The 22,439-nt window shown below is 68.4% G+C and carries 23 protein-coding genes and 1 pseudogene; 11 read left to right on the top strand and 13 right to left on the bottom strand.

Translation table 11 applies throughout. The features are described 5' to 3' along the window. Nucleotides 1-266: 266 nt before the first annotated feature. A complete protein-coding gene (locus AB0M79_RS28230; RefSeq protein WP_364219132.1) occupies nucleotides 267-1,430 on the bottom strand; it encodes a hypothetical protein in 1,164 nt (387 codons plus the stop codon). Nucleotides 1,431-1,433: 3 nt separating this feature from the next. Further along, entirely contained in the window at nucleotides 1,434-1,772 is a 339-nt protein-coding gene (locus AB0M79_RS28225) for a pilin (RefSeq protein WP_364219129.1), read from the bottom strand. Nucleotides 1,773-2,207: 435 nt separating this feature from the next. Between AB0M79_RS28225 and AB0M79_RS28220 the strand changes: the two genes are divergently transcribed. Next, a complete protein-coding gene (locus AB0M79_RS28220) occupies nucleotides 2,208-2,519 on the top strand; it encodes a hypothetical protein (protein ID WP_364219126.1) in 312 nt (103 codons plus the stop codon). A gap of 205 nt (nucleotides 2,520-2,724) precedes the next feature. Then, a complete protein-coding gene (locus AB0M79_RS28215) occupies nucleotides 2,725-5,232 on the top strand; it encodes a hypothetical protein (RefSeq protein WP_364219123.1) in 2,508 nt (835 codons plus the stop codon). Nucleotides 5,233-5,375: 143 nt separating this feature from the next. On the opposite strand, the gene AB0M79_RS28210 is transcribed toward AB0M79_RS28215, so the two are convergent. After that, nucleotides 5,376-6,170 carry a hypothetical protein gene (locus AB0M79_RS28210; RefSeq protein WP_364219120.1) on the bottom strand — a complete coding sequence of 265 codons (795 nt, stop codon included), beginning with the start codon at nucleotides 6,168-6,170 and terminating at the stop codon, nucleotides 5,376-5,378. A gap of 655 nt (nucleotides 6,171-6,825) precedes the next feature. Here AB0M79_RS28210 and AB0M79_RS28205 point away from each other — a divergent pair. The 8 genes from AB0M79_RS28205 to AB0M79_RS28170 all read left to right on the top strand — a co-directional run bounded on the left by AB0M79_RS28205 (nucleotide 6,826) and on the right by AB0M79_RS28170 (nucleotide 11,065). Continuing rightward, entirely contained in the window at nucleotides 6,826-7,542 is a 717-nt protein-coding gene (locus tag AB0M79_RS28205; RefSeq protein WP_364219117.1) for a hypothetical protein, read from the top strand. 22 nt (nucleotides 7,543-7,564) lie between these two features. Continuing rightward, on the top strand, nucleotides 7,565-8,095 hold the full coding sequence (locus tag AB0M79_RS28200) for a hypothetical protein (protein WP_364219114.1): 531 nt from the start codon (nucleotides 7,565-7,567) through the stop codon (nucleotides 8,093-8,095). After that, complete coding sequence (locus AB0M79_RS28195; RefSeq protein ID WP_364219111.1) at nucleotides 8,092-8,652, top strand: XF1762 family protein; 561 nt, start codon at nucleotides 8,092-8,094, stop codon at nucleotides 8,650-8,652. The genes AB0M79_RS28200 and AB0M79_RS28195 overlap by 4 nt, the downstream gene beginning before the upstream one ends. Nucleotides 8,653-9,283: 631 nt before the next feature. Further along, entirely contained in the window at nucleotides 9,284-10,033 is a 750-nt protein-coding gene (locus AB0M79_RS28190) for a DUF6244 family protein (protein WP_364219108.1), read from the top strand. Continuing rightward, nucleotides 9,960-10,169 (top strand): hypothetical protein, encoded by a 210-nt coding sequence (locus tag AB0M79_RS28185; protein ID WP_364219105.1) that lies wholly within the window; start codon nucleotides 9,960-9,962, stop codon nucleotides 10,167-10,169. Before AB0M79_RS28190 ends, AB0M79_RS28185 begins: the two co-directional genes overlap by 74 nt. Continuing rightward, nucleotides 10,136-10,303, top strand: coding sequence for a DddA-like double-stranded DNA deaminase toxin (locus AB0M79_RS28180; RefSeq protein WP_357543807.1), 168 nt, complete (start codon nucleotides 10,136-10,138; stop codon nucleotides 10,301-10,303). Before AB0M79_RS28185 ends, AB0M79_RS28180 begins: the two co-directional genes overlap by 34 nt. Further along, complete coding sequence (locus AB0M79_RS28175) at nucleotides 10,300-10,713, top strand: Imm1 family immunity protein (RefSeq protein WP_364219100.1); 414 nt, start codon at nucleotides 10,300-10,302, stop codon at nucleotides 10,711-10,713. Before AB0M79_RS28180 ends, AB0M79_RS28175 begins: the two co-directional genes overlap by 4 nt. Before the next feature lie 52 nt (nucleotides 10,714-10,765). Next, the gene (locus AB0M79_RS28170; protein ID WP_357543805.1) at nucleotides 10,766-11,065 is read left to right on the top strand and encodes a hypothetical protein; all 300 of its coding nucleotides are present in this window, start codon (nucleotides 10,766-10,768) and stop codon (nucleotides 11,063-11,065) included. A 79-nt stretch (nucleotides 11,066-11,144) separates the two neighbouring features. Here the strand turns inward: AB0M79_RS28170 and menC are convergent, their stop codons facing one another. Beyond that, nucleotides 11,145-12,266, bottom strand: coding sequence for an o-succinylbenzoate synthase (gene menC, locus AB0M79_RS28165; RefSeq protein ID WP_357543804.1), 1,122 nt, complete (start codon nucleotides 12,264-12,266; stop codon nucleotides 11,145-11,147). A gap of 181 nt (nucleotides 12,267-12,447) precedes the next feature. Between menC and AB0M79_RS28160 the strand changes: the two are divergent. Then, nucleotides 12,448-13,521 (top strand): annotated as a pseudogene (locus AB0M79_RS28160) (RNA-guided endonuclease TnpB family protein); the annotation flags it as partial. A 147-nt stretch (nucleotides 13,522-13,668) separates the two neighbouring features. On the opposite strand, the gene AB0M79_RS28155 reads toward AB0M79_RS28160, so the two are convergent. The 9 genes from AB0M79_RS28155 to AB0M79_RS28115 form a co-directional block, all read right to left on the bottom strand. Then, nucleotides 13,669-14,340, bottom strand: a complete 672-nt coding sequence (locus tag AB0M79_RS28155; RefSeq protein WP_357543802.1) for a MurR/RpiR family transcriptional regulator — start codon at nucleotides 14,338-14,340, stop codon at nucleotides 13,669-13,671. Nucleotides 14,341-14,407: 67 nt separating this feature from the next. After that, the gene (locus AB0M79_RS28150; RefSeq protein ID WP_364219095.1) at nucleotides 14,408-15,403 is read right to left on the bottom strand and encodes an LLM class flavin-dependent oxidoreductase; all 996 of its coding nucleotides are present in this window, start codon (nucleotides 15,401-15,403) and stop codon (nucleotides 14,408-14,410) included. 13 nt (nucleotides 15,404-15,416) lie between these two features. Then, nucleotides 15,417-16,019: a hypothetical protein gene (locus tag AB0M79_RS28145; RefSeq protein WP_357543800.1), complete on the bottom strand. Its 603-nt coding sequence runs from the start codon at nucleotides 16,017-16,019 to the stop codon at nucleotides 15,417-15,419. Nucleotides 16,020-16,032: 13 nt separating this feature from the next. Then, nucleotides 16,033-17,445, bottom strand: coding sequence for an amidase (locus tag AB0M79_RS28140; RefSeq protein ID WP_364219091.1), 1,413 nt, complete (start codon nucleotides 17,443-17,445; stop codon nucleotides 16,033-16,035). Continuing rightward, the gene (locus AB0M79_RS28135) at nucleotides 17,438-18,628 is read right to left on the bottom strand and encodes a M20 family metallopeptidase (protein ID WP_364219088.1); all 1,191 of its coding nucleotides are present in this window, start codon (nucleotides 18,626-18,628) and stop codon (nucleotides 17,438-17,440) included. The genes AB0M79_RS28140 and AB0M79_RS28135 overlap by 8 nt, the downstream gene beginning before the upstream one ends. Before the next feature lie 3 nt (nucleotides 18,629-18,631). Beyond that, nucleotides 18,632-19,570 (bottom strand): ABC transporter ATP-binding protein, encoded by a 939-nt coding sequence (locus tag AB0M79_RS28130; protein ID WP_364219085.1) that lies wholly within the window; start codon nucleotides 19,568-19,570, stop codon nucleotides 18,632-18,634. After that, on the bottom strand, nucleotides 19,567-20,520 hold the full coding sequence (locus AB0M79_RS28125) for an ABC transporter ATP-binding protein (RefSeq protein WP_364219082.1): 954 nt from the start codon (nucleotides 20,518-20,520) through the stop codon (nucleotides 19,567-19,569). Before AB0M79_RS28125 ends, AB0M79_RS28130 begins: the two co-directional genes overlap by 4 nt. Continuing rightward, nucleotides 20,517-21,371, bottom strand: a complete 855-nt coding sequence (locus tag AB0M79_RS28120; protein ID WP_364219079.1) for an ABC transporter permease — start codon at nucleotides 21,369-21,371, stop codon at nucleotides 20,517-20,519. Before AB0M79_RS28120 ends, AB0M79_RS28125 begins: the two co-directional genes overlap by 4 nt. Continuing rightward, nucleotides 21,368-22,402, bottom strand: a complete 1,035-nt coding sequence (locus AB0M79_RS28115; protein WP_364219076.1) for an ABC transporter permease — start codon at nucleotides 22,400-22,402, stop codon at nucleotides 21,368-21,370. Before AB0M79_RS28115 ends, AB0M79_RS28120 begins: the two co-directional genes overlap by 4 nt. Nucleotides 22,403-22,439: the final 37 nt, after the last annotated feature.

Genomic DNA, 22,439 nt, shown 5'->3' with positions numbered 1-22,439 from the left:
GCCGCCGCCCGGCGCCGACGGTCACCGGCCGCCGCTGCATGCGCGGGCGAAAGCCGCAACGAAGCCGACCACCGGCCCGCCGGACGACGTCAGCGGTCCCGGGGCCAACCCGTGCCGCCGGGCGGGCCGCCGACTCCGCTGCCAGGCTGACCACCGGCGACACATGCGGTCCTGACAACGGTTCGGCCTCCGCCGGCCAACCCGATCCGCTCGCTGCTCGATGCGGACCGGTAGGCGACGCCGGCACAGACTCGGCACGGGCCCCATCAGCGACGCCGGCGGGGGTACCGCTTTGGCATCGCGGTGCCCGGGGTTCGTTCGGGCGGGAGATTCGGCGCCCCGGCCTGGGCCGGCGCCGCAGCCTCTGTACGGCGCCTCACCGGGCCGGGCGTTGTGCCACTGCCGCGGGCTGGCCGAGGCAGCGGAAGCCCGCCAACCGGAGTACCGCCACCAGGCCCGCCCGCCTTCGGTGCGCGGCGCGTCCGATCCGCCCCAGCCCTCGCCGTGACACAGCCACCGCCCAACAGGCCACGGGTCAGGGCACGGCCGAGCTGCTGAACGACCGCGACCCGGACGAAGGCACCGACCACGTTGCGGGACTGGCCGCCGGTGACATACCGGCGTACCAGGGCCGGGATCCGGGTCACCGCCAGCAACAGGCAGCAGACGATGAGCAGGTTGAGAGTTCCGGTCGGATCGTCGGGCAGGCCGAGGGCGGGCAGGTTCGCGGTCGGGCTGACGAACACCGTCAGCCCGGTGTGCAGCGCGAGGGCCTGGCCGCCAACGGTGGCGAAGACGCCGAGGAAGGCCCGCCACCACAGCTTCGCGACCGGCTCCGTCCAGAGTGTGCCGTGGCAGGCCAAAGCTGCGGGTCCGACACAGACCAGTATCACCAGCAGGCCGAGGCGAAGGATCCAACCGGCCATGATCGTCGCGGCCAGGGTCGCGATGACCCCGCCGATGATCAACGTGAGCAGCGCGTTGGCCGGGTTGGTCAGCGCGGCGAGAATCGTGCGTTGCAGTTGCCCCAACGAGCCGTCGTCGGCGACCGGCCCCCCGGTGACGGCCTGGATCAGCGTGTTGCCCAGATTGATGAACTCCCGGGACATGGGCATCGCGAAGTTCGCCGCGATGATGCCGATGACCAGACGGGGCGCGAGTTCAGTGACGCCGTAACGGGCCTGGACGCTGTCGCGGGCCATGAGCACCACGCCACAAGCGATGATCGCCAACACGTAGCAGGTGTTGACGATCCACAACGCTCGGCTGCCGACCGCCTGGACCTGCGGCAGGACGGTAACGTCCGGCACGATCAGGAACGCCGAGGACAGCAACCCCCACAGGATGTTGATGACCTCGGCGACGCGCTCGGCCATCCATCTCAGGACCGCGTCCAGCAGGGGTGAGATCCCGACGATGTCCCAGAGCACCGGTCAGCTGCCCAGGATGCCGCGCAGGATGGTCAGCAGCACCGGCGCGAGTACCGCGAGGGCGTAGCCGGTCGCGGCACCCTTCAGCGCCCCCTTGGCCTTCTCCACCTGGCCGGGGTCGCCCCCGGCCATGAGGTACAGGGCACCCCCGTACGTGAGGAAGAGGGTCGCGATACCGACCAGGATGCCGACGATCCAGGTGGTGAGATTGTTGATCACGGTCGGCAGATCGTTGACCGCAACCGAAGCCGGCGGCCCGGCGAAGGCCGCGCTGGTCGTGTCGGTGAGAACGACGGCGACCGTCGTGGCGGACAGGAACAGACAGGACAGGATGCGACGCATCTGGTCTTCACCTCCCGCCTCGCCTCGCGGCGAGACGCACTCGAAAACAGATGGGAGGCGCCGCCCGCGCGGGCGGAGACCGTGGAAGCGCTACTCCTTCCACACCAGGTTCGGAATCGTGGTGAGCACGGGCCGATGCCGGGCCGAGTCACCACCCACACCGGGCGGCGCCCGAGACCAGTCACTAACCCGGCTGGCGCGCCGGGGGCGGATCGGACTCGTGACCGCCAAAAGCCGGTGTCGGCCGCGATCTGCGGGGGCTGGCAACCCAACAGCGGCTAACGGAGACCCAACAAGACCAGGAGAATGCTGTGTTTGTATGATGAAGGCGAGAATAGGGGCATTCTGGGATTTGCACCTAAAATGCCGACTTTTCTTACTGTCGATAGTGCAGAAGCAACTGAACTGGCGTGCTCCGGGTGGCAGCGTCAGCGCATGGATTTCCTGATGCTGCTACCCAGTCGGATCGGAATCGTGATCGGGTGCGACGGCGAGCAGCACTACGCACATCGCGACGGCACAGCCGATCCGATCCGCTTCGCGGTAATGAAGGCCGAGGGCCGTCACCTACGGCTGCGCGGCTACGAGGACTACCGGTTCGGCGGCATCGAACCCGTTGACGCCATCGCCACCCAGATGCTCGACGGACCTCTTCGACTGTCTCCTCGCCAGCTCGAGCAGCAACCCGTCCGATTGCCTATGCAAGCGCAGCAACCCGCTCTTTTGGCGGCTGAGCATGAAGATTAGCTTGGTCAGACTTTGTCAGATGTGGTGCGACTGCCGGGCAGTGCAGATCCAGCGGCAGGGTTCAAGCGACATCGGACTCGGTTCCGGCTGCCATCCCTATGCCGGGATAACTCGGGCGAGTTAAGGACACACCTTCCGGCACCCTGCTTCGGGATGGAAGGATCGTGCCCAACTCTTTCCTTACGCCCATTGGGGAGTCGCTTCGATGCAGCTCGGCCGTCGTTTGCTGGCGTTGCTTGTACTGACCGCCGTGGTGATCTCAACCAATGCCGCTTCAGAAGGGCAACCACGTGGCCGGCTCGTGGTGACGGTCGGAGGTCTTCCGTCAGGCGCAGTGCCACAGGTGGAGATTGACGGCGAGGGACGCGTCTGGCGCCTGGGTTCGTCCAAGGCGCTGTGGGTGCGGCCGGGAAGATACACGATCAGCGTCGCGCCGGTGGACGCTGGCGAGGCGAAGTTCTACGGCGCGGTGGACGCGCATCAAGTCGACGTGGCGGCGTCGGACACCGTCACGGTCGATGCCCGCTACCGGGTGGCCATTCCGTACACCACAAAGGTCGTTGACGACCCCGAGGATCCGCCCATCGTCGCCGTCGCACCAGACCACGTCGTGTTGATCGCTGGCGAGTACGCCGACAGTCTTCGGCCCGGCGACGCGATCGTCGTGGCCGAGGGGCCAAGAACCCGAGATGGCCTGTCCCGCAGAGTGGTTGCACTGGAGCGCAAGGGCGGCACTGTTGTTGCTCGGACAACTCCCGTAGCTCTGCTGGAGGTGGTTCCGAAGCTGGTGGTGCAGTTCGACCATGCGCACACCACCGTGATGCCGGCTCCAGCCGCTGGCGGCGGTGGCGGCGTACTATCGCTGCCGCACGTACCCGCAGAACCGTGGAAGAGGCTCGAATCGACGCTGTTCGAGGCAACGCTACACGAACGAGAAGGGGCCCGCCCTCAGAAGGTGGAGGTGCAGCTCGCCGCCAACATGGACATCAACATTGACGGGTACATAGACATCGACCTCTGGGGGGATCCCTACGTCGAGGTAGGTGTAACCCCAAAGGTCGACTACGACGCCGGAGTCAGCTTTTCGGCGACCGGCAGAACGAACATGTCGACCCGCAAGGACATCGACCTGAAGAAGCAGGGCCGCTCGGTAAGCCGGATCTGCAAGTCAGTGGTCGGGAAGCTACTTCGGATCGGGCCCTTCTCACTCGGCTGTGACCTGAAGGGCGTCGCGCAAGCCGAGGTTGCCAGCAATGGTGACATTGCGCTCTCGAGGGGCGTAAAAGGCAGCCACTCCATCCCCGTGTCTTGGCGCACAGGAGAACTCCCCAAGGGATCGCTGCGTGGGTGGCCCTCAGAAGTGGAGCGGTATTCCCAGACGACGGTGTCCGCCGAAGGTGCAGCCACGGCACAGGGTGGCCTGACGTTCTCTTTCGGCGGCAACACCTGGATAGCGGATCTCAAGCTGCTGCTAAGGATGTCCTACGGGCTTGAGGTCAAGGCGTCGGCGAACCCCTTGGAGGTCACGGCCGGGCAGTCCTTCGAAGTCGGCCTAGACATCGAAATCGACGTGCCGATTGACCGGCTCGACGCGAATGTGAATCTGTTCTCGAAGAAGTTTGACTTCGGTTTCTCTACTTCGGCCGACCATGATGAGCGAGATCTCGACCCTCCAGCGCATGTGGGGATCGCTTTCAGGGACAGTGCTGGCCTGCACGTCGTCAGGCCGGCGACCGGTGAGGTCGAGACCGCGCCTGAAGGCAAGGGAACCCCCAACGGGGAAATACTCTTAGGTCCCGACGGTCGATTCCTGGCCGCGAGCTATTTGCCCGGCTCCGGCGGATACCCGCAGTCGTTGCTCATCTGGGACACTGAGACTGGGAAGACGTACTGGACGGATGAAACAGTTGGCTACGGAACCTTTGGTTTCGTCGACGCCAACACCCTCGTCGGCATAGAGACCGACTATCCCATGGACGCCGACGATGTAGCCGAAGGATGGCTTTACCAAGTGGACCTGCCTTCGGGAAAACTTCAGCGGGTCGCGTCCGTGCCGCCGTACACCGATTTCGCTGGACTGACCTCTACGGGAACAGTGCTGGCATTGGAACCGAAATGGCGCGACGGCAAGGTCTGGGATCAGGAATCCAGCAACCTGCTTTGGCTCAGTCCTGACGGCGAGGTGTCCCGCCGGCTTCATCTTGACGCGGTGGTCTCCCGCGGCGTGATGTCGCCGGATCGAACCCGAGTGGCGGCCGTAGCCGCTCCGTGGGACACCATGTCCAAGTTTTTCATCGTCGATGTGGAGAGCGGGCAAGCAACCTCGGTGGATGCCTCACGTACCGGCCAATTGCTCAATCCTGAATCCGTCCGCTGGGCCGACAACACGCGAGTACTGGCTCAGGAGTACGACCCCGACAATCCTGAAGGCGCACGCACTATGATGTGGGAGTCCAACGAGTGGCACATCGTCGATACCGAGACTGACGTGTACGCAATAGCGCTTGGACGCGGCATTCAGGCGGTCCTCACCAGCCACCCTTACTTATCGGAACCGCGGCCCGGCGACCTGTACCTTTTCTATGGACGTCCCTACGCCCAACGGTACGACCTATACACTCAACCACAACGTCAGGACGAGCCGATCTCTCGCGGTGGCGTCAATCGGATCAGTTTCCCGGTCTGGCAGCAGCCAACATTCACTCCCAACTAAACGATCTGTTGATAATGCCGTCCGATCCAGGCATCGCAGCCTGACGCCAGAACTCCTTCGGGTACTGAGCTACCCCGCTTTCGTGGAGCCGCTGAGCTGCCGGAGGCACCTCATCTCCAGGCCAGCGCAGTCGGGTCGCGCTCCTATGCCCCGGGCCAGGCGATCAACGCGGTTCGTGGGACGGGCCTGACTGGCCGCGGGCGTAGGCGCACGTGGGCGAGTTCGCCGGCACGGATGGCTGCGACCAGACGCAGTTCTGCCCGGTCGCGCCACTGGGAGGCGAGCTGGCCCTGGATACTGCGGCGGGCGGCGGCGGTCTGCACCGATACGCCTTCGAGTCGGGTTTCGGCGATGAGGTTCGCGTCGTCGGCGTCGATTACACCGAGGGCGATGGCGCGAGCGAGGACGAACTCGGGGTGGTCCCACGGGTGGAGAGGGAGGCGTGGCCCGGCCGGTTCGCTGTCGAGTTGGTCGGTGGTGACATCGGCGTAGCGGATCTTGCGGCCGGCGCGTTCGGCGGCGTCGAGCATCCGCCCGAGAATACGGTGCTGGTCGAGGTCGGCGCGCTGGAGCAACTGCTCCCAGAAGGTCTTGAGCATCTCGGCGTCGATGTCGTCGGTGTCGCCGCGGTAGCCGCGGGTGATGTCGCCGGCCCGCTTGCGCAGGCCGGGCATGGCGATGCCGATCGCGCCGATGCCCCATCCAGCGCCGTCGCGACGAGCCCGTACGACCAGTTCGCGCCACACGCTGTCGCGGACCTCCGGTGTCGTGTCGCGGTCGAGCAGGAAGGTCTTCAGCTCGTCCAGGGCCATGATCCGTTGGGGGCAGCCGGAGAAGCCGCAACCGTCGAAGGCGATTGGCACAGGCCGGCGGATGAGCAGGTTGAACGCGCGCTGGTGGGAGTCGAGCGGCGACTCCCCGTCGGAGATGGACGGCATGAAGCTCTCCTGAGATCCTTGCGACGCCGCACCGGTCGGCACGGCCACGGCCCATCCACGCACGGCCACCCAACAGCGACAGCGGCTTGCCAATTCTGTTGGGCAACGGCGGTGGGGGAGAGGGAAGGCATGGCCAGCTGTTGGGTGCAGGTCAGAGCTTTGATCCGCGCGACCGTGTCCGTGTGATACCCGGGAGCCGGTGCGTGGGCCGCAGGTGTGGGAGTTGCTGTCGGGCCAGCTCACGGGCCTGCCAGCCGCTGTTGGCGGGTAGTTGGCCACCAGCGGCGGCGGTCGAGGTCTTTGCCACCTCGCCGGGTGCACACATGGGCAGGCCGCCGGCCTTGTCGGCTCGATGCACGGGATGCTGTGACCTGTCAACCGTCCTCCTTGCCGGCAGGAACCTGCCGGATACGGTCTGTGGCCCGCCTGTCCGCAGGACTACGCGCTGCTTGTTTGGTTGGTCGTCGCGCGTCGTTGGGTAGTCCCCGGTCCGCTGTTGCGTGAGCGGTCCGGGTTCGTGGCCGCGAGCGCGTCCACGGCCGCGTCGCTGTTGGGTGCTGTTGGCCTGGGCACGACAGGCGAGCCCCCGCAGATCCGGGGTTGGGTGCGCTTTTGGGAGTCGTGAGCGCGGGCCGCCGGTGGAAGCCACCTACCGATGACCGATCCCTTTGCAACATCCGAGCACCATGGCGAGCCGCATCAGCCGCCGCCCGGCGAGCCGGCGAGTCGCGACGCGTCCCTACCCGCTGACGTCGCGTACCGCGACTTCCTGCGTGTGGACCTCACCGACGGCCCACCGGTACCGATCTCGGTCTGGCGCGCCGTGCCACGAGATGGCGATGACGAGGAGTCGTTCCGGCGGCGGCTGGCGCGGCGGATCGTCGTGACCTTCAGTCAGCGTGACACGACCGTGGTCGACTTCGACGGCGACCCAGCAATCGAGGAGGCGACCACCGCAGCCGGTCGTCTCTACCTGCCGGTCACCCATCCAGCCGATCTCACCGACGTGGACGACGTCCGGGTCGACCTCATCGTGCTGCGATGGCCCCGGCCGGCCGCGGCAGCTGACGCCGTGGCGGACCTGTTCCGCGCCTTCCGGCTGGTCGTCACCCCGGACGGGTTCGCGGTCCTCATCGTCGACCCCAACCAGCCGTCGGGCGGCTACCCGGAGCAGACCCACCATCTGATCCCGGCCGCGGACGCCGGCGGAATGGCCTACCTGCAGCGCATCATCGCGATCACCGTCCCGATCGCTCTTGCCACGGGCGACACCACGTCCGACGACGACACGAACTCCGGCAGTTCGAAAGCCGGGCGACGCACCCACGTTGACATACTCGTGTTCGTCGTCGCGGGAGGCCACCGTGGCTGACACCCGATCCGGTCCCTCGCTGGTGTCCGTGCCGCAGCGGCCGGTGTGGCTCGAGCAGCGCCCGGTAGCCGCGCAGCGTCGGGGGAACCTGGCGAATGCGCTCGCTTCGATGCGGCGGGAACGTCCCGTGCTGGTGGTGACCTCGCCGCCGTACGGGCCCACCATGCTCAGCCGTGTCGCGAACCGCTCTTGCTCTGGCGACCTCACCACCGACTCGACTGCGGTACTCGCCGGATGCGTACCGCTGCTGCGGCCGGACGCCACCGTCGTGGTCACGCCGCGCCGCCACCCCAACGACACAGCCGACCCCGACACAGTCCTCGCTACCGGAACCGGGGCCAGGGTGACGCTCATCGAGCACAGCATCGGCCTGCTCGCCAACGTCTGCGCCGGCCGCCTCGTTCCCACACCGCCGACACGCCTGCCCGAGGCGCCCGTCCTGCTGCCCGACGGCTTTCCCCTCCGCCACACCGCCTACGAGGACACCTACGTGTTTCAGCACCCGCCGGCGGCGGACCCGCTGGCAACCGACGAGCAGGGAACGTGCCGATGATCGCCGACCCCCGCCGCCGCGTGCCCCGGCCTCGCGTCCGCCCTGTCACCTACCGGCAGGCCAGAGACTTCATCACCGACCACCACCGTCACCTCACCCCGCCGCAAAGGCACAAGTTCTCCCTCGGCCTGACCAACCCCGCCGGGGACTTGCTCGGGGTGGCGGTGGTCGGCCGGCCCGTTGCCCGCCACCTCGACGACGGACTCACCGCCGAGATCACCCGCCTAGCCACCGACGGCTCCCGCAACGCCTGCTCCGTCCTCCTGGCCGCCGCCTGGCGCGTCGCCCGCCACATGGGCTACCAGCGCATGATCACCTACACCCGCTCCGACGAGCCCGGCACCAGCCTCCGCGCCGCAGGCTGGACCGCCGTAGCCGACCTGCCCGCCACCCCCGGCTGGGACCGGCCCAGCCGACCCCGCACCTCACACGAGGCCGACGGTGTGGCCCGTACCCGGTGGCAGGTCACCACTTCCGACTGGGCAGGCGTGGTTCGTCGTCCGCCCCGGCGTCCCCGGCGGCAGGCGGAGAGACCGGATGACCATCTTCGACACTAACCCGGGTGACCTGGCTGACCGGTGCCTGCAGCACCGGGATGAGGCGATCACTGTCCACGGCGATGCTGAGCAGGTCCTCGCAACCCCGCCTACGGCCAGCGTCGGGGCCGCAGTCACCAGCCCGCTCCACGATCGGCTACAAACCCCCTGGTGGCAAGGACCATACGGATCCGAAACCACTCGCCTGCACTATGTCACCGGGAGGACGTGGGTCTTTGGGCATGTCCACCGGGTCCTTGAGTTCACCGGCACGCTCCGGTTGGTTTTCGGCGGCTTGTACAGGACCAGCTCTGGCGACGAACCGCAGAACTGCAGCGATCTCAGCTACCACAGCCCCGACACCGCTCGTCTACCGATCAAGGCGCCCCTTGGGCTGTCCACGCCCATAGCTGTCCCCGACGACAATTCACTCGCAAAGATCCACAATAGGCGGCGGACAGATCTGCTACCCGATCACCGTGTGGTCGATGCCACGACGATCTGCGGCATCGGCACCCGTAACGCAGCATCGGGAAACCGAGAGTGGCCAAGTGATGCCTGTCCATAGCTGTCCGTTCGAACATTTCGCCCGTCCGACTTTCGTGCAGGCCGGATCATTGCCGATGATGGGCTGGTTGAGCGGGAGGTGGGCGTGTCGCTGATCGATTCCATCCAGAGCAGGCTGCACGCGATGACGGCGGCTATCAGGCATGCGCAGGAGCAGACCGCGGCGGCTGATCACTCCGCACAGCAGGTAGTCGCGCATGCGGCGGGGGCAGGTTTCATCGGCGTCGCCCGTGAGATGGCCAGGGTCCGCGACCTGCTCAGGCAGCTCCAGGCCGGGATCGGTGGCCTGTCGGTGCTAGTCGGCGAGACCGGCACAGCGGTAGCCGGCGCGCACGCACAACCCACGGCCGGTCAGATCACCGCCGCGTTTGCCCCGTTACTGCATCGTCTGGGCGAGCTTCCTGCCGAAATCGGGCGGTGTATCGGCCAGGTTGACCAGGCCAGGCAGTTGACCGTTGCGATTCCGCGGGGTGGCGATCCTGGTGTGATGATGGCGCGGCTGGACGCGGTCCGACAGGCCCTGGTCGCGGTCGGTCAATACGGTGCGGACACCGTGCGGGTTGTCGAGGCGGCCGTTGCCGAGGCGGGTCAGCTCGGCGGTTCGGGAAACCGGCTGCAGGTGTGGGCGTACCTTCGGGGTCGCCGGCACCCGATCCGGCATCTGCCGACACGCCGACCGACCGGCCGGTGCCGGCGTGGCTCGGGGACGCGGCCCGGCGACTACCTCGACGTGACGGGGACCAGGGCCGACCCATGGCGTGATGTTCCATCCGGACGGGCGTCGGTTGACCCGTCGACCAATCCGGTCCGGACAGGACCCCTCGCTGGCCGATGACCTGGTACCTCGGGCGCGTGGCTGGATGACCGTCATCAGCCACGTGGAGTCGTACGCGGCGGCAAGGATGCGCCGGAACCAAGCCCCGACAGCGTCGATGTCGTGGTTAACAACGACGTCTGTGTCGGTCCCTTGAGCTGCGACACCCTACTGCCCGGTCTGCTGCGGCCAGGCCAGCGGATGCGGGTCTGGGTGAAGGCGCCGGAGACACCCGAAGGCGTACGGTACTACGACGAGTACGAGGGAAACGGGAAAGGGATCCGGTCGTGAAGTTCGCCGTACAGTGGGGCCGCAACGCCGCCGTCCCGGTCGCCACCGTCGAGGAACTCGACACCGTGCTCGACCACATCACCGACGAACGGCGGCCACAGATGGTCAACCTGTTCAACCCCGACCACGGCGACCCGTGGGACGAACAGAGAATCCTCCAGATCGGACTGGGGCACCCCGATCGGTCGTTCGCATACCTGGACCCCGACCAGGTCTGGGCCGTCGATCCCGCCCTCGAACCCGCCAGCGAGCCGATCTGGTTCAACTACGGCGGCACCCCGACCGAGTACGCAACGGCCAGGACCCGCATCCACCCGGCAACCGCCCGACAGGCAGCACGCGACTTCCTGACCACCGACGGACAACGCCCCGGCCACATCGACTGGCAACCAATGACGGAACCGGTCTGAGGTCAAGTCGACTGCCATCCGTCGGCGCTCGACGTACGGCACCTGGTCGAAGATGATCGTCAGCCGGCGCTGCCGCTACGGCGACGGCGATGGTCTCAACATTGATCGCGCCGATGACGCCGGTCGACGCGACGCGACGTGCCGGCGCTGGCGCTACGGCGTAGGCGAGGATCTCAACCGGGACCTGGTCCACGGCGTAGGCGACCACGACCCGACCGGCGCTGGCGCTATGGCGTCGGCGAGGATCTCACCGCCGTTGCCTGCGGCGAATGAGCCGCTGGCCATGGGCGTGGGGGTGTACCGCCACGACCGTCGTTATCGTGAAGGCGATTCAGTGTTCCCTCGGGCGTGAGGGGACTGTGCCCGGACGATGCTCGGCCGCCTCACCGACCGTGCTCCCCAACGGGCGTGGGGTGAATGAAGGGCGGATGTCAGCGCGGGGCTCGGCACCGGTTGATGTCGAGGGCGACCGACTCGATCCGGGCCAGGTCGACCGCCAAGCCCAGGCCGGGGCCCGGCGCTGGGGAAACGTATCCGTCCCGCGCGATGATCGGCGGATCGACGATGTCGTGTGTGAAGTACTTGTCGGAGCCGGAGAGGTCGCTCGGGTAGCCGAAGGCGGGATCGCACGCAAAGGCGATGTTGGCCGCGCGACCCACTCCGAACTCGTGCATGCCGCCGCACCAGACGCTGACGCCGTTTCCGGCGCACTGCCGGGCGAGGGCCAGCGCGGGCGTCAAACCGCCCACACGGGAGACTTTGATGTTGACCACCTGTGCCGCGTCCAGCGTGACCATCGTCTCCAGGTCGGCGGCGTCCTCGATGGACTCGTCGAGGCACAGTGGTGTCGCGATCCGCTGCCGCAGGCGGGCGTGAGACACGAAGTCCCGGCCGGGGTACGGCTGTTCCACCATGGCCAGCCCCAGCCCGTCCAGATGGCGCATCACCTCGTCGGACTCGGCTCCCGGCCGGTAGGCGCCGTTGGCGTCGACGTGCAGCAGGAGGTCGGGGTAGGCGCGCCGCACCGCCCGGACCGGCTCGACGTCCCAGCCGGGCCTGATCTTGAGTTTCACCCGGTGGTATCCCTCGTCGAGATATCCGCCCACGCGCTCGACCAGGCACCGGGTCGACTCCTCGATGCCGACCGAGACGCCGACCGGGATCGTCCTCGGCGAAGTCCCGAGAGCGACCGTCAGCGGTACGCCGTCGCGTCTGGCCGACAGGTCCCATGCGGCGCCGTCGAACCCTGCCTTCGCCGCCTGGTGCCCGGCGATCCCCGACCATCGCGCGTTCAGTTCGCCGGGATGTCGCCACTGATGGTCGAGCACCGCGGGGGCGAGGAACTCCGTGGCGACGGCCCATGCGGTCGAGACGTACTCCGAGGAGAACCATGGTCCGTTACCGCACGCGATCTCGCCCCAGCCGTCGAGGCCCGACTCGTCGTGGAGACGGACGAGGATGTGCTCAATTGCGTTCTTGCGGTGGGAACTGGTCTCGAAGGTCGACCTCAGCGGCAGCCTGACCCGATAGAGATCTATACCGATGACCCTCACCCGTGTGCCTCCGGCGTCGCCGTCATCAGATTCCTTCCGTGGATTCTTCGGCCTTCAGGCCGGAGAGGAAACGGAACTCCTGCGGAGCAGGACATGGGTAGCCGATCCGTAGCCACGGCGGATAGGCGTCCACCCGCCCGTCACTGCAAGGTTCACTCGTTGGCTTGCTAGTTTGTGAGGCGTGACTGCGAAGGCGGTGAAGCGGGCGTTCAGGTACCGCTTCTACCCGAGCAGGGCGCAGGCGGCTGAGCTTGCGCGCACGTTCGGGTGTGTCCGGCTGGTCTACAACATGGCGCTCGCGGCTCGTACCCAGGCGTGGACGCTGCGCCGGGAGCGGGTCAACTACAACGCCACGTCTGCTCTGCTGACGGGATGGAAGAAGACCGGGGAGCTGGCGTTCCTCAACGACGTCTCCTCGGTGCCGCTGCAACAGGCGTTGCGGCACCTGCAGGTCGCGTTCACCAACTTTTTCGCCAGGCGCGCCAGGTACCCGACCTTCAAGAGCAGGAAGAGGTCGCGCCGGTCGGCGGAGTACACCACCAGCGCGTTCCGGTGGCGCGACGGGAAGCTGACCTTGGCGAAGATGGCCGAGCCCCTCGATATCGTCTGGTCGCGGCCACTGCCCGAGGGTGCGTCGCCGTCCACGGTGACGGTGTCGCAGGACGCGGCCGGGCGCTGGTTCGTGTCGCTGCTGTGCGATGACGTGATCGAGCAGGCCACGGCTTCGGGTGCGGTCGGTATCGACGCCGGGCTCGACAGCCTGCTCACCTTGTCGACCGGGGAGAAGGTCACCAACCCGCGACACGAGCGCTGCGACCGCAAGGCTCTCGCCAGAGCCCAACGCGCGCTGGCGAGGAAGGAGAAGGGCTCGGCGAACCAGGCCAGGGCCAGGCTCAAGGTCGCCCGTGTGCATGCCCGGATCACCGACCGCAGGCGGGATCACCTGCACAAGCTGACCACCCGACTCGTGCGTGAGAACCAAACGCTCGTGATCGAGGACCTGACCGTACGCAACATGGTCAAAACCCGGAGCCTGGCCCGCGCGATCAGCGATGCGGCCTGGCGGCAGTTCCGCACCATGCTGGAGTACAAGACTGTCTGGCACGGCCGGAACCTGGTCGTCGTCGACCGCTGGTTCCCGTCGTCGAAACTGTGCTCCACGTGTGGTGCCCTCGCTGAACGGATGCCGCTGAACGTACGGTCCTGGGCGTGCCGGTGCGGCACCGTCCACGACCGGGACGTGAACGCGGCACGCAACATTCTGGCCGCCGGACAGGCGGTGACAGCCTGTGGAGACGGTGTAAGACCTCAACGGGGAAACCTCCGTTCGGGGCAGTCGACGGTGAAGCAGGAAAACCGAGGGCGACCACGGGAATCCCCGTCCTTTAGGACGGGGAGGATGTCAATCCAGGTACGTGTCGAGCGCCTGGTGCAGGCGCTCCCGTTCGGCGAGCCTACGCCGCGCGCCCTTCGCGCTCGCAGTGGTCAGCGTCGTGAGCAGGTGGATGACCGCGGCAACGGCGGTCGGCGAGTCCGCGTAGGAGGCGCTGACGGTGGGTACGACGACGACCTCATGCGCGATCCGGGCGATCGGCGCGTCCGGGGAGTCAGTGATCCCGATCACGACCCCACCCTGTGCCGCGAACTCCTCCGCGACCGTCACGGTGCGGCGCTGGTACCGGCGGAAGGAGAAAGCGACGAGGACGTCGCTGGGGCGCACGTCGAGGAGCACGTCGAGGGAGCGGACGGTGACCTCGTCGACCAGCAGCACCTGGCCGAGGCCGGCGGAGAGGTCCCAGGCGAGCAGTGTGGCGTGGGCGAGGCTCTTGCCCGCACCGACAATGAAGCGGCGCCGGGCGCTGACGATGCCGCTCGCGGCCCGCACGAGCGAGTCGTCCTCGCCCAGGTGGTCGAAGGTCCGCTGGAGGTTTCGCAGCTCGGCGTCGAGCACCCGGGCCCGCAGGTTCGCGGCGGACATGTTCATCTGCAGCCGCGCCGCGTAGCGGTCCCTCGGGCTGACCAGGCTGCGGTTGTCCGACTCGGTGCTGTGGATCTGCGTCTCGTCGAGGGTCACTGTCGGTCCTTCGGTCAGGGCGGCCGCCGCAGGGAGACGATAGCGTCAGCGTCCCCGTGGTGGGTCTTCACGGTGTCGTACGAACGAACTGTGCCAGGAGGGGCATCACCTCGGTGAGGTTGAGTTTCCCCGCGACCGGAATCGGGGCCAGCGCGATCTCGTCCACGCCGGCGGCCGCGTACGCGAGGAGGCGTTCCCGGCACGACGCGACCGTGCCGTAGGCGACGAAGCTACCGACCACCTCCGGCCCCAGCCGCGGCCGCAGGTCGTCGACCGGGCGGCCCAGCAGCGGCTCGATCTGCTCCCAGAGCCCGCTTCGGGCGAGGGTGGGCGCCACGCGGCCGGACGCGAGCCGGGCGGCGACGAGTTCCCGTGCGTTGCCGAAGGCGACCTCCTCGTCGTCGTGGACGCTGGTGTAGACAAACGCCGCGATCGGCAGGTCCACGCCCCGCTTGGCGAGCGCAGGCGCGATCTCTTGACGTACCCAGGAGACGTACCCGGGCGAGGAGAGCGCCGAGAGGATGAGCCCGTCCGACTCCCGTGCGGCCATTCGCAGCATTTGGGGGGACTCAGCGGCCGCCCAGAGGCGCGGGGGCTTCGTCGCCGGATAGTCCAGCCGTACTCCGTCGAGGTTGTCGAACTCGTCCCGCCAGCGCGTGTCCGCGCCGGACAGCAGCGAGCGCAGGAGCCGGAGGCGGTCGGTCAACGACCCGATAGCCTTGTCGGGCCGGCGGCCCAGGGTGTCGAGGGCCCGTAGGCTGCCTAGCCCGATGCCGGCCTCGAACCTTTCCGGGAACATCGCGTCGAGGGTGGCGACCTCCATAGCGAAGGTGGCGGGACTTCGCACGTACAGGGACGCGATGCCGAGGCCGACCTCGATGCCGCCGGTCGCCGCGAGCGCGGCTCCGGCGGTGGAGAAGGCGCCCTTACGGAAGTAGTCCTCGGTGATCCAGAGTCTGGAGTAGCGGGACTGTTCGGCGAACCGGGCGACCGCGAGGGTCTGATCGGGCGGGACCGCGCTGCTCAGCATCAGCGACATCCGGGGGGCGCGCTTCTCCGTCATCGTCCGCGCGCTCTCAGGCCGGCCGGTCGAGGGTGAAGGTGTAGGTGATCGGCTCCCCGTACGGGTTGCCGCCGAGGCCCCGGTCGGTCAGCGTGTCGTCGAAAGCCGGGCGCGGCTCCTGGAAGGGTTGAAGCGGTCCGGAGTGGAAGTGCCACATCTTCCACGCCGGCACGCCCGCGCCGTTGTCGCGGTGATAGATCTCGGTTGCCTTGCTGCCGAGGGTCTGGTCGACGTCGGGGACCTCCCAGTGCCGTTCGGTCTGGACGGGGGCGACGCGCCGGTAGGTGAGCTCGCTGATGACCCAGGCGGTGTCGGCGCGCGCCTCGATGCGCAGGACGGCCACGGTCTGCGTCAGGCGGGGCGGGATGCCGGTGTCGATGAAGTGCTGCCAGAGCTTGGCCACCTCCTCGACGCCGAAGTACGTGAAGCTGTTGCGGTTGAACATCGAGAAGGCGTTGCCCGAGGGGAAGCACTCGCGCATGGCCGGGATGTCGAGCCCGACGTTCGCCTTCCACCACTGCTTGTGCAGGGCCAGCACCTGCCGCTTGTCATACTCGGTGGTGTCCATTCCCATGGGGTTGCCCTGACCTTTCTGTTCGCTTCGTGTGTCTGTCACTGCTGCCTCTCCTTCAGGTCCCGGCCGGGCGGCGGTCGGGCCAGCGGTACTGCCGTTCGAGCCGCCGGCCGATTCTCAGAAGTGAAGCCTCGGAGAACGGGCCGCCGACGAGTTGGACGCCGAGCGGGGCGTCACGCGAGTCGGTGTGGGTCGGCAACGAAATCGCAGGCAGCCCGGCGACGTTGACCCATCCGGTGAATGCCCCGACCGCCTTGAGCGTCGGTTGCCCCTGGTCGGGGTTGTTGTGTTCGTGGGTGACCACGCCGTGCGGCGGGGTGCGGACCGCGCTCGTCGGCGTCACCAGGACGGCGAAGTCCTCGACCCAGGGGCGCACCAGGTCGCGGGTCAGCCGTTTCAGCTCGGCCACGGCGCGCACGTAGTCCCGTACCGACATGTCCTCGACGTGGCGCAGGCGTGCGCGTACGCCCGGCTGCATCGGCTGGCTGAGGTCGTAGTCGAGCAGGTGGCTGCCGGCCGGGCCGACGAAGCGGCGGTAGAGGTCGATCGCCTGGCTCTGCGCGATCGTCGGCGCCACCTCGACGATCTCGTGCCCGTCCCGGGCGAGCCGGTCGGCGACCTCGCGGGTCGCCGCCACGCACTCGTCGTCCACTTCGATGTCGCCGGGCGCCTGCAGGAGTACGGCGATGCGCAGCGGCGGCGGATCGTCGTGGAGGGCCCGCTGGTAGTCCGGCGGCGGGGTCGCGGTCACCGTCCACGCATACGGGTCGGGAGCGGCGACGACGTCCAGGATCGCGGCGGTGTCGGCGACGGTCCGGGTCAGTACGCCGTCGACGGATGAGCCCTCCCAGTTCGGTGTCCGCTGCGGGAGCAGCCCGCGGGTGGGTTTGAGGCCGACGAGTCCGCAGGCGGACGCGGGAAGGCGGATCGAGCCGGCGCCGTCCGTAGCGGTCGCCGCCGGCACCATGCCCGCGGCGATCACCGCCGCCGACCCGCCGCTCGACCCGGCCGGGCTCACCTCCGGGTGCCACGGGTTGCGGGTGACGCCGTGCTTGATGCTCTCGGTCGTCGGCGTCGCCGCCAACTCGGACGAGGCGGTCCGGCCGATCGGCGTGAAGCCGGCGGCGAGCAGCCGCTCGACGAAGATGTCGCCGCGCACCTGCGGCGCAGCCGAGACGGCCAGGGACGACTTCGTGTTCGGCTGTCCCGCGACGTTCTGGACGTCCTTGACCGCGATCGGCACGCCGAAGAACGCCGGGAGGTCGCGGCGGTCCGCCAGCTCCCTGGTCGCGCGCTCGGCGCGGTCGAGGAACGCCTCGTCCAGCCAGACGATCGCGTTGAGACGGTCGTTGAGCCGGTCCACGCGGTCGCGGTAGAACCGTGCCACCTCCAACGGCGTCACCTCGCGCTCCCGGATGCGGCGGGCGACCTCCGTCGCCGGGGCGAACGGGTCCAGCGGCTCAGCCACGGTCGTCTCCTGTCATGGGCGCGTCGAGCAGTTCGGCGAGGAGCGCGGCGGCAAGGGCGACGCGGTCGACGAAGCGGTCGGCGAGGACCCGCTCCTCGCGGGTGTGCGCGCCGCCACCGACCGCGCCGAGCCCGTCCAGCGTGGGGATGCCCAGCGCCGCGGTGAGGTTGCCGTCCGAGCCACCGCCGACCGAGACCTGCTTGAGCTCGGGCAGGTCGAGCGAGCGGTTCACCCGCCGCGCGGTCTCGTAGAGTGCCGCGGACGTCCGCGCCGTCATCGGGGGGCGGTTCGGTCCGCCGACGAGCTCGATGCCGCACCCGATGGGGGACGGCTCTGCCACCAGCCGCCGTAGCGCGTTGTCGACACGCTGCTGTTCGTCGGGGTCGGCCGCCCGCACGTCGAGAGAAATCTCGGCGAGGTCGGGAACGGTGTTCCTGGACGTGCCCGCCGTGACGAGGGTCGGTGTCACGGTGGTTCCCCGGGCCGGGTCGGACAGCCGTGCCGCGGCGATGGTCAGGCGGGAGGCGTCCAGCGCCGAGTTCACGCCTCGTTCCGGTTCCAGGCCGGCATGGGACGCCTTGCCGTGCACGCGGAGCACGTAGTGTGCGGTGCCCTTGCGGGCGGTCTTCAGCGCGCCGTCCGCGCCGGCACCCTCGAAGACGAGCGCGGCCCGGCAGCCGTCTGCCTCCGTCTCGATCAGCGCCCGCGACCCGCCGGACCCGAGTTCCTCGTCGGCGGTGGAGAGCAGGCAGATCCCGTCGAGCGCGCGATCGCCGGCCACCTCCCGGAGCACCGCCAGCGCATGCACCGCGATGACGATCCCTGCCTTCATGTCGAAGCTCCCGGGTCCGCGGACCAGGCCGTCCTCGTCGGAGAAGGGAAAGTCCACGAGCGTGCCCACGGGCCAGACCGTGTCGAAGTGGGTGAGCATCAGGACGCGGTTGGGCGAGCCACCCCACCGCCACCGCAGGTGCGGCAGTGCCTCGCCTCGCGACTCGGCCCGGCGACCAACGCGTGTCAGGACGAGGCCCTCCAGGTGGTCGGCGCACTCGTGGAGCGCGGCCGGAACCGCAGACGGGGACTCGCACTCGACCAGTAGCTTCAGGTCGTCGAGTATCTGCGGCAGACGGCGCGCCGCGGCTGACAAAAGGCGTGCCGGCCGGGGCCGGGACAGTGTGGGCACGTGTCAGTCCTTCTTCACGCAGGCCAGCAGCCGGCCACCGGCGACCTCGACGAGACGGGGATCGACGGCCGCGCACTGCGGGCCGGCGAGTGGGCACCGCCCTTGGAAGGCGCACCCCGTGGGGATGGCCGAAGGGCTGGGCGTCTCGCCCCGCATCGGGGTGATCTCCCACGGTTCGTTGGGCGTCACCCGCGGTTCGGACTCGAGCAGGCCCCTGGTGTACGGGTGCATCGGATTGCGGAAGATCTCGGCGGTGGGTCCTACCTCGACGATGCGCCCCAGGTACATCACGGCGACCCGGTGGGCGATTCGACGCACGCTGGCCAGGTCGTGGGAGATGAAGACGTAGGTCATCTTCCGTTCGTTTTGCAGACGCTGCAGCAGCGCAAGCACTCTTGACCGCACCGACTGGTCCAGGCTCGCGGTGGGCTCGTCGAGCACGACGAGTTGGGGGCGGGTGATCAGGGCGCGGGCGATGGCCACGCGTTGCGCCTGCCCACCGGAGAGGTCGCGCGGCCGCCGGGTCAGGTACTCGTCACCGAGCCCGACCTCGGCGAGCGCGGGAACGACCCGGTCCCGGGCGGCACCGCGCCTCATACGGTGCATTCGGGCCAGTGGCTCGGCCACGATGCGCTCGACCGTCCACATCTGGTCGAGCGACTGGTCGGAGTGCTGGAACACCATCTGCACGAGGTGACGCAGCTTGGGGTCGCGTGCGATGGCGCCGACGTCATGCCCGGCCATGCGCACGCGTCCGGTGGTGGGCGCCTCGAGCCCGGCGACCGCTCGGGCGGTCGACGACTTCCCGCATCCGGACTCCCCGACCAGGGCGATCGTCTCCCCGGGCTCGGCGGCGAAGCTCACGCCGCGTACGGCGGGGACGCGGCGCCGGCCGTTCATGTAGGTGATGACGAGGTCATCGACCTGAAGCAGTGGGCTCACGAGACACCCCGGTGGTGGCAGTTGACGGTCCGAGTCCCGCTCCGGCGTGCGAGCGGCGGCTCGCGGTGGCACAGGTCCGTGCTGAACGGGCACCGCTTCGCGAAGCGGCAGCCGGCAAGCGAAAAGTCCACCGAGGACTCCGTCACCCGGTCACCGATGTCGTCGGCGCTCGGGACGTGGTCTTCGAGGCTCTCGAGCAGGAAGCGGGTGTAGGGGTGCACGGGGTCGTGAAAGATGTCCTGCGTCGGGCCCACCTCCATCACCTGACCGCCGTAGAGGATGATCACCTGGTCGCACATGCTGCTCACGACGGCGAGGTCGTGGGTGACCATGAGAACCGCCCGGTCGCCGTCGGCCATCAGCTCCTTGAGCAGCAGAAGGATCTGCGCCTGGATGGTGACGTCGAGACCGGTCGTGGGTTCGTCGGCGATCAGCACGGGTGCCTGGACGGAGAGCGCCATCGCGATGACGACCCGCTGGCACATCCCTCCGGAGAGCTGGTGCGGGTAGGCGCGCTCGACCCGCAGCGGATCGGATATGCCCACCTTGCGCAGCAGCTCCCGGGCCTCGTCCCGCGCCTGGATTTTCCCCATCCGTCGGCGTTGCCGCAGCACGCGTACCATCTGTTTGCCGATCCGCATGGTCGGGTTCAGGGCGGCCCGCGGGTTCTGGGACACAAGCGCGATCCGGTCCCGTACGGCGGTGTCGTAGGAGCGTGACGCACCGCGGAAGATGGGGCGACCCGCCACCTCCGCCGTCCCGGCGGAAACCTCGACGCCGTCGGGCAGAAGTCCCATGAGGGCCAGCGAGAACATCGACTTTCCGGACCCGGACTCGCCGACCAGGCCGACGATGGAACCGCGCTCGATGGAGACGGTGACATCGCGCAGCAGCGTCTGCCCGGACCGGGCGATCCGGAGATCGAGGTCGTCAACCGCGAGAAGGCTCATGAGTTCTTCCATTTCGAAAGCCCGTCACCAATCAGCTGGAAGGCCAGCACGGCGATGAGCATGAACAGGCCGGGGAAGAACGCGGGCCACCACTTGCCGGTGAGGATCTCGCTGTAACCCTCCGAGATCATCGTGCCCCACTCGGCGGTGGGTGGCTGGACGCCGACGCCGAGGAACGACAGGGCCGCGATGTCCAGGATCGCCCATCCGGCGGTGACGGTGGTCTGGATGAGCGGCGCCCCGATCGTGTTGGGCATGATGTGCCCGAAGATGATGCCGCCGCTTCCGCTGCCGGCCAGCTTGCTGGCAGGGATGTAGTCGAGTTCCCGTTCGGACAGTGCTCGGGCCCGGGACAGCCGGATGAAGTGGGGCATCGATCCGATGGTGACGCCGACCGCCATGAACACCAGGCTGTTGCCGGTGAAGGCGACGACCATGAGGGCGAGCACGAAACCGGGAAAGGCCAGCAGCGCGTCGGTGAACCGCATGACCACTTCGTCGACGATGCCACCGAGGTAGCCGGCAACAGCGCCCAGCAGCGAGCCGAGCAGCATCGCGGCGACGGCCACTCCGATACCGAGCACAAGGTCGAGGCGGATCGCGGCGACCGTACGGGCGAGCAGGTCGCGGCCGTACCGGTCGGTGCCGAAGAGATGGTCCGGGCCCGGTGGCAACAGCGACTGACCGGCCGCCGTCGCGTTCGGGTCGGGCAGCAGCAGCGGGCCGACCAGGCCGATCAACACGAGGACGGCCAGCAGCAGCAGCCCGAGCCGCAGTCCGAGGTCCCCGCGGCCACACAGCCGGGCCAGCCGGCGTGGGCGAGCCGAGGCGAGCATCCTGGCGGTCGTCATCCTGCCCTCCTCAGGTCGATGCGCGGGTCCGAGACGACGTACAGAAGGTCGACGACGAGGTTGATGAGCACGTAGCTGACACCGACGACGATCACGAAGCCCTGCACGACGTCGAGGTCGCTCTGCGAGATCGCCGTGCTCAGGTACCGCCCGATTCCGGGCCACGAGAAGATCTGCTCGACGATGATGTTGCCGGCGATGAGGTGCCCGGCGACGAAGCCCATCGATGTGATGATCGTCGGCAGCGCGTTGCGGAAGCCCTCCTGCAGCAGGATGTGCCGGCGCCCCAGGTTCAGTCCGCGCGCGGCCCGCGTGTGGCTGGCGCTGAGCGCGTCGATCATCGCCGTACGAGTGATCCGGGCGAGCGCGATCGAGCTGAGCATCCCCAGCAGGAGCGCCGGCAGCGCGAGCTGGGCGAGCGCCGACGTTGCCAGGGCACCGTCGCCGGCGATGAGCGCGTCGATGGTCAGGAAGCCGGTGTGGCGCGGCGGCGCGCTCGTGCCGAGTGGCAACCGTCCCACCGGGCTCGGGAAGAGGCCCAGGGAGTAGACGAGGACGAAGATGGCCATGAGTGCGAGCCAGAAGCTGGGCATAGAGCCCCCCACCGCAGTGAAGCCACGTGCCACCGCGTCCGGCCACTGCCCTGCCCTGGCGGCGGCGACCGTGCCGACGGTGACGCCGATCAGCACGGCGACGACGAACGCCAGCAGGCTCAGCTCCAAGGTGGCGGGAAGGAATGTCAGCAGGTCCGCGGAGACGGGGTTGCCCGTCCGCACCGACGTGCCCAGATCCCCGTGCAGCAGGCCGCCGACGTAGTGGAAGAACTGCTCGTACAGCGGAAGGTCCAGACCGTGCTCGGCGCGGATCCTCGCGATCAGCTCCGGCGTGGCGTCGTTGCCGGCACGGATGACTGCGGGGTCGCCGGGCAGCACCCGGGATGCGAAGAACACGAGCACCGCCATGACCGCGATGGTGATCGCGCTCGACAGCAGGCGTCGCAGGAGATACCTGGTCAAGAGGTTGCGCTCCACGGCTTGCCCGGTCGCCGGGCCGGCCCTCTTCAGCCAG

This window comes from Polymorphospora sp. NPDC051019 (assembly GCF_040683055.1).
GTDB lineage: Bacteria > Actinomycetota > Actinomycetes > Mycobacteriales > Micromonosporaceae > Polymorphospora > Polymorphospora lycopeni.
The sequence above is the reverse complement of the archived record's forward strand: the minus strand, read 5'-3'. Positions and strand labels throughout refer to the sequence as shown.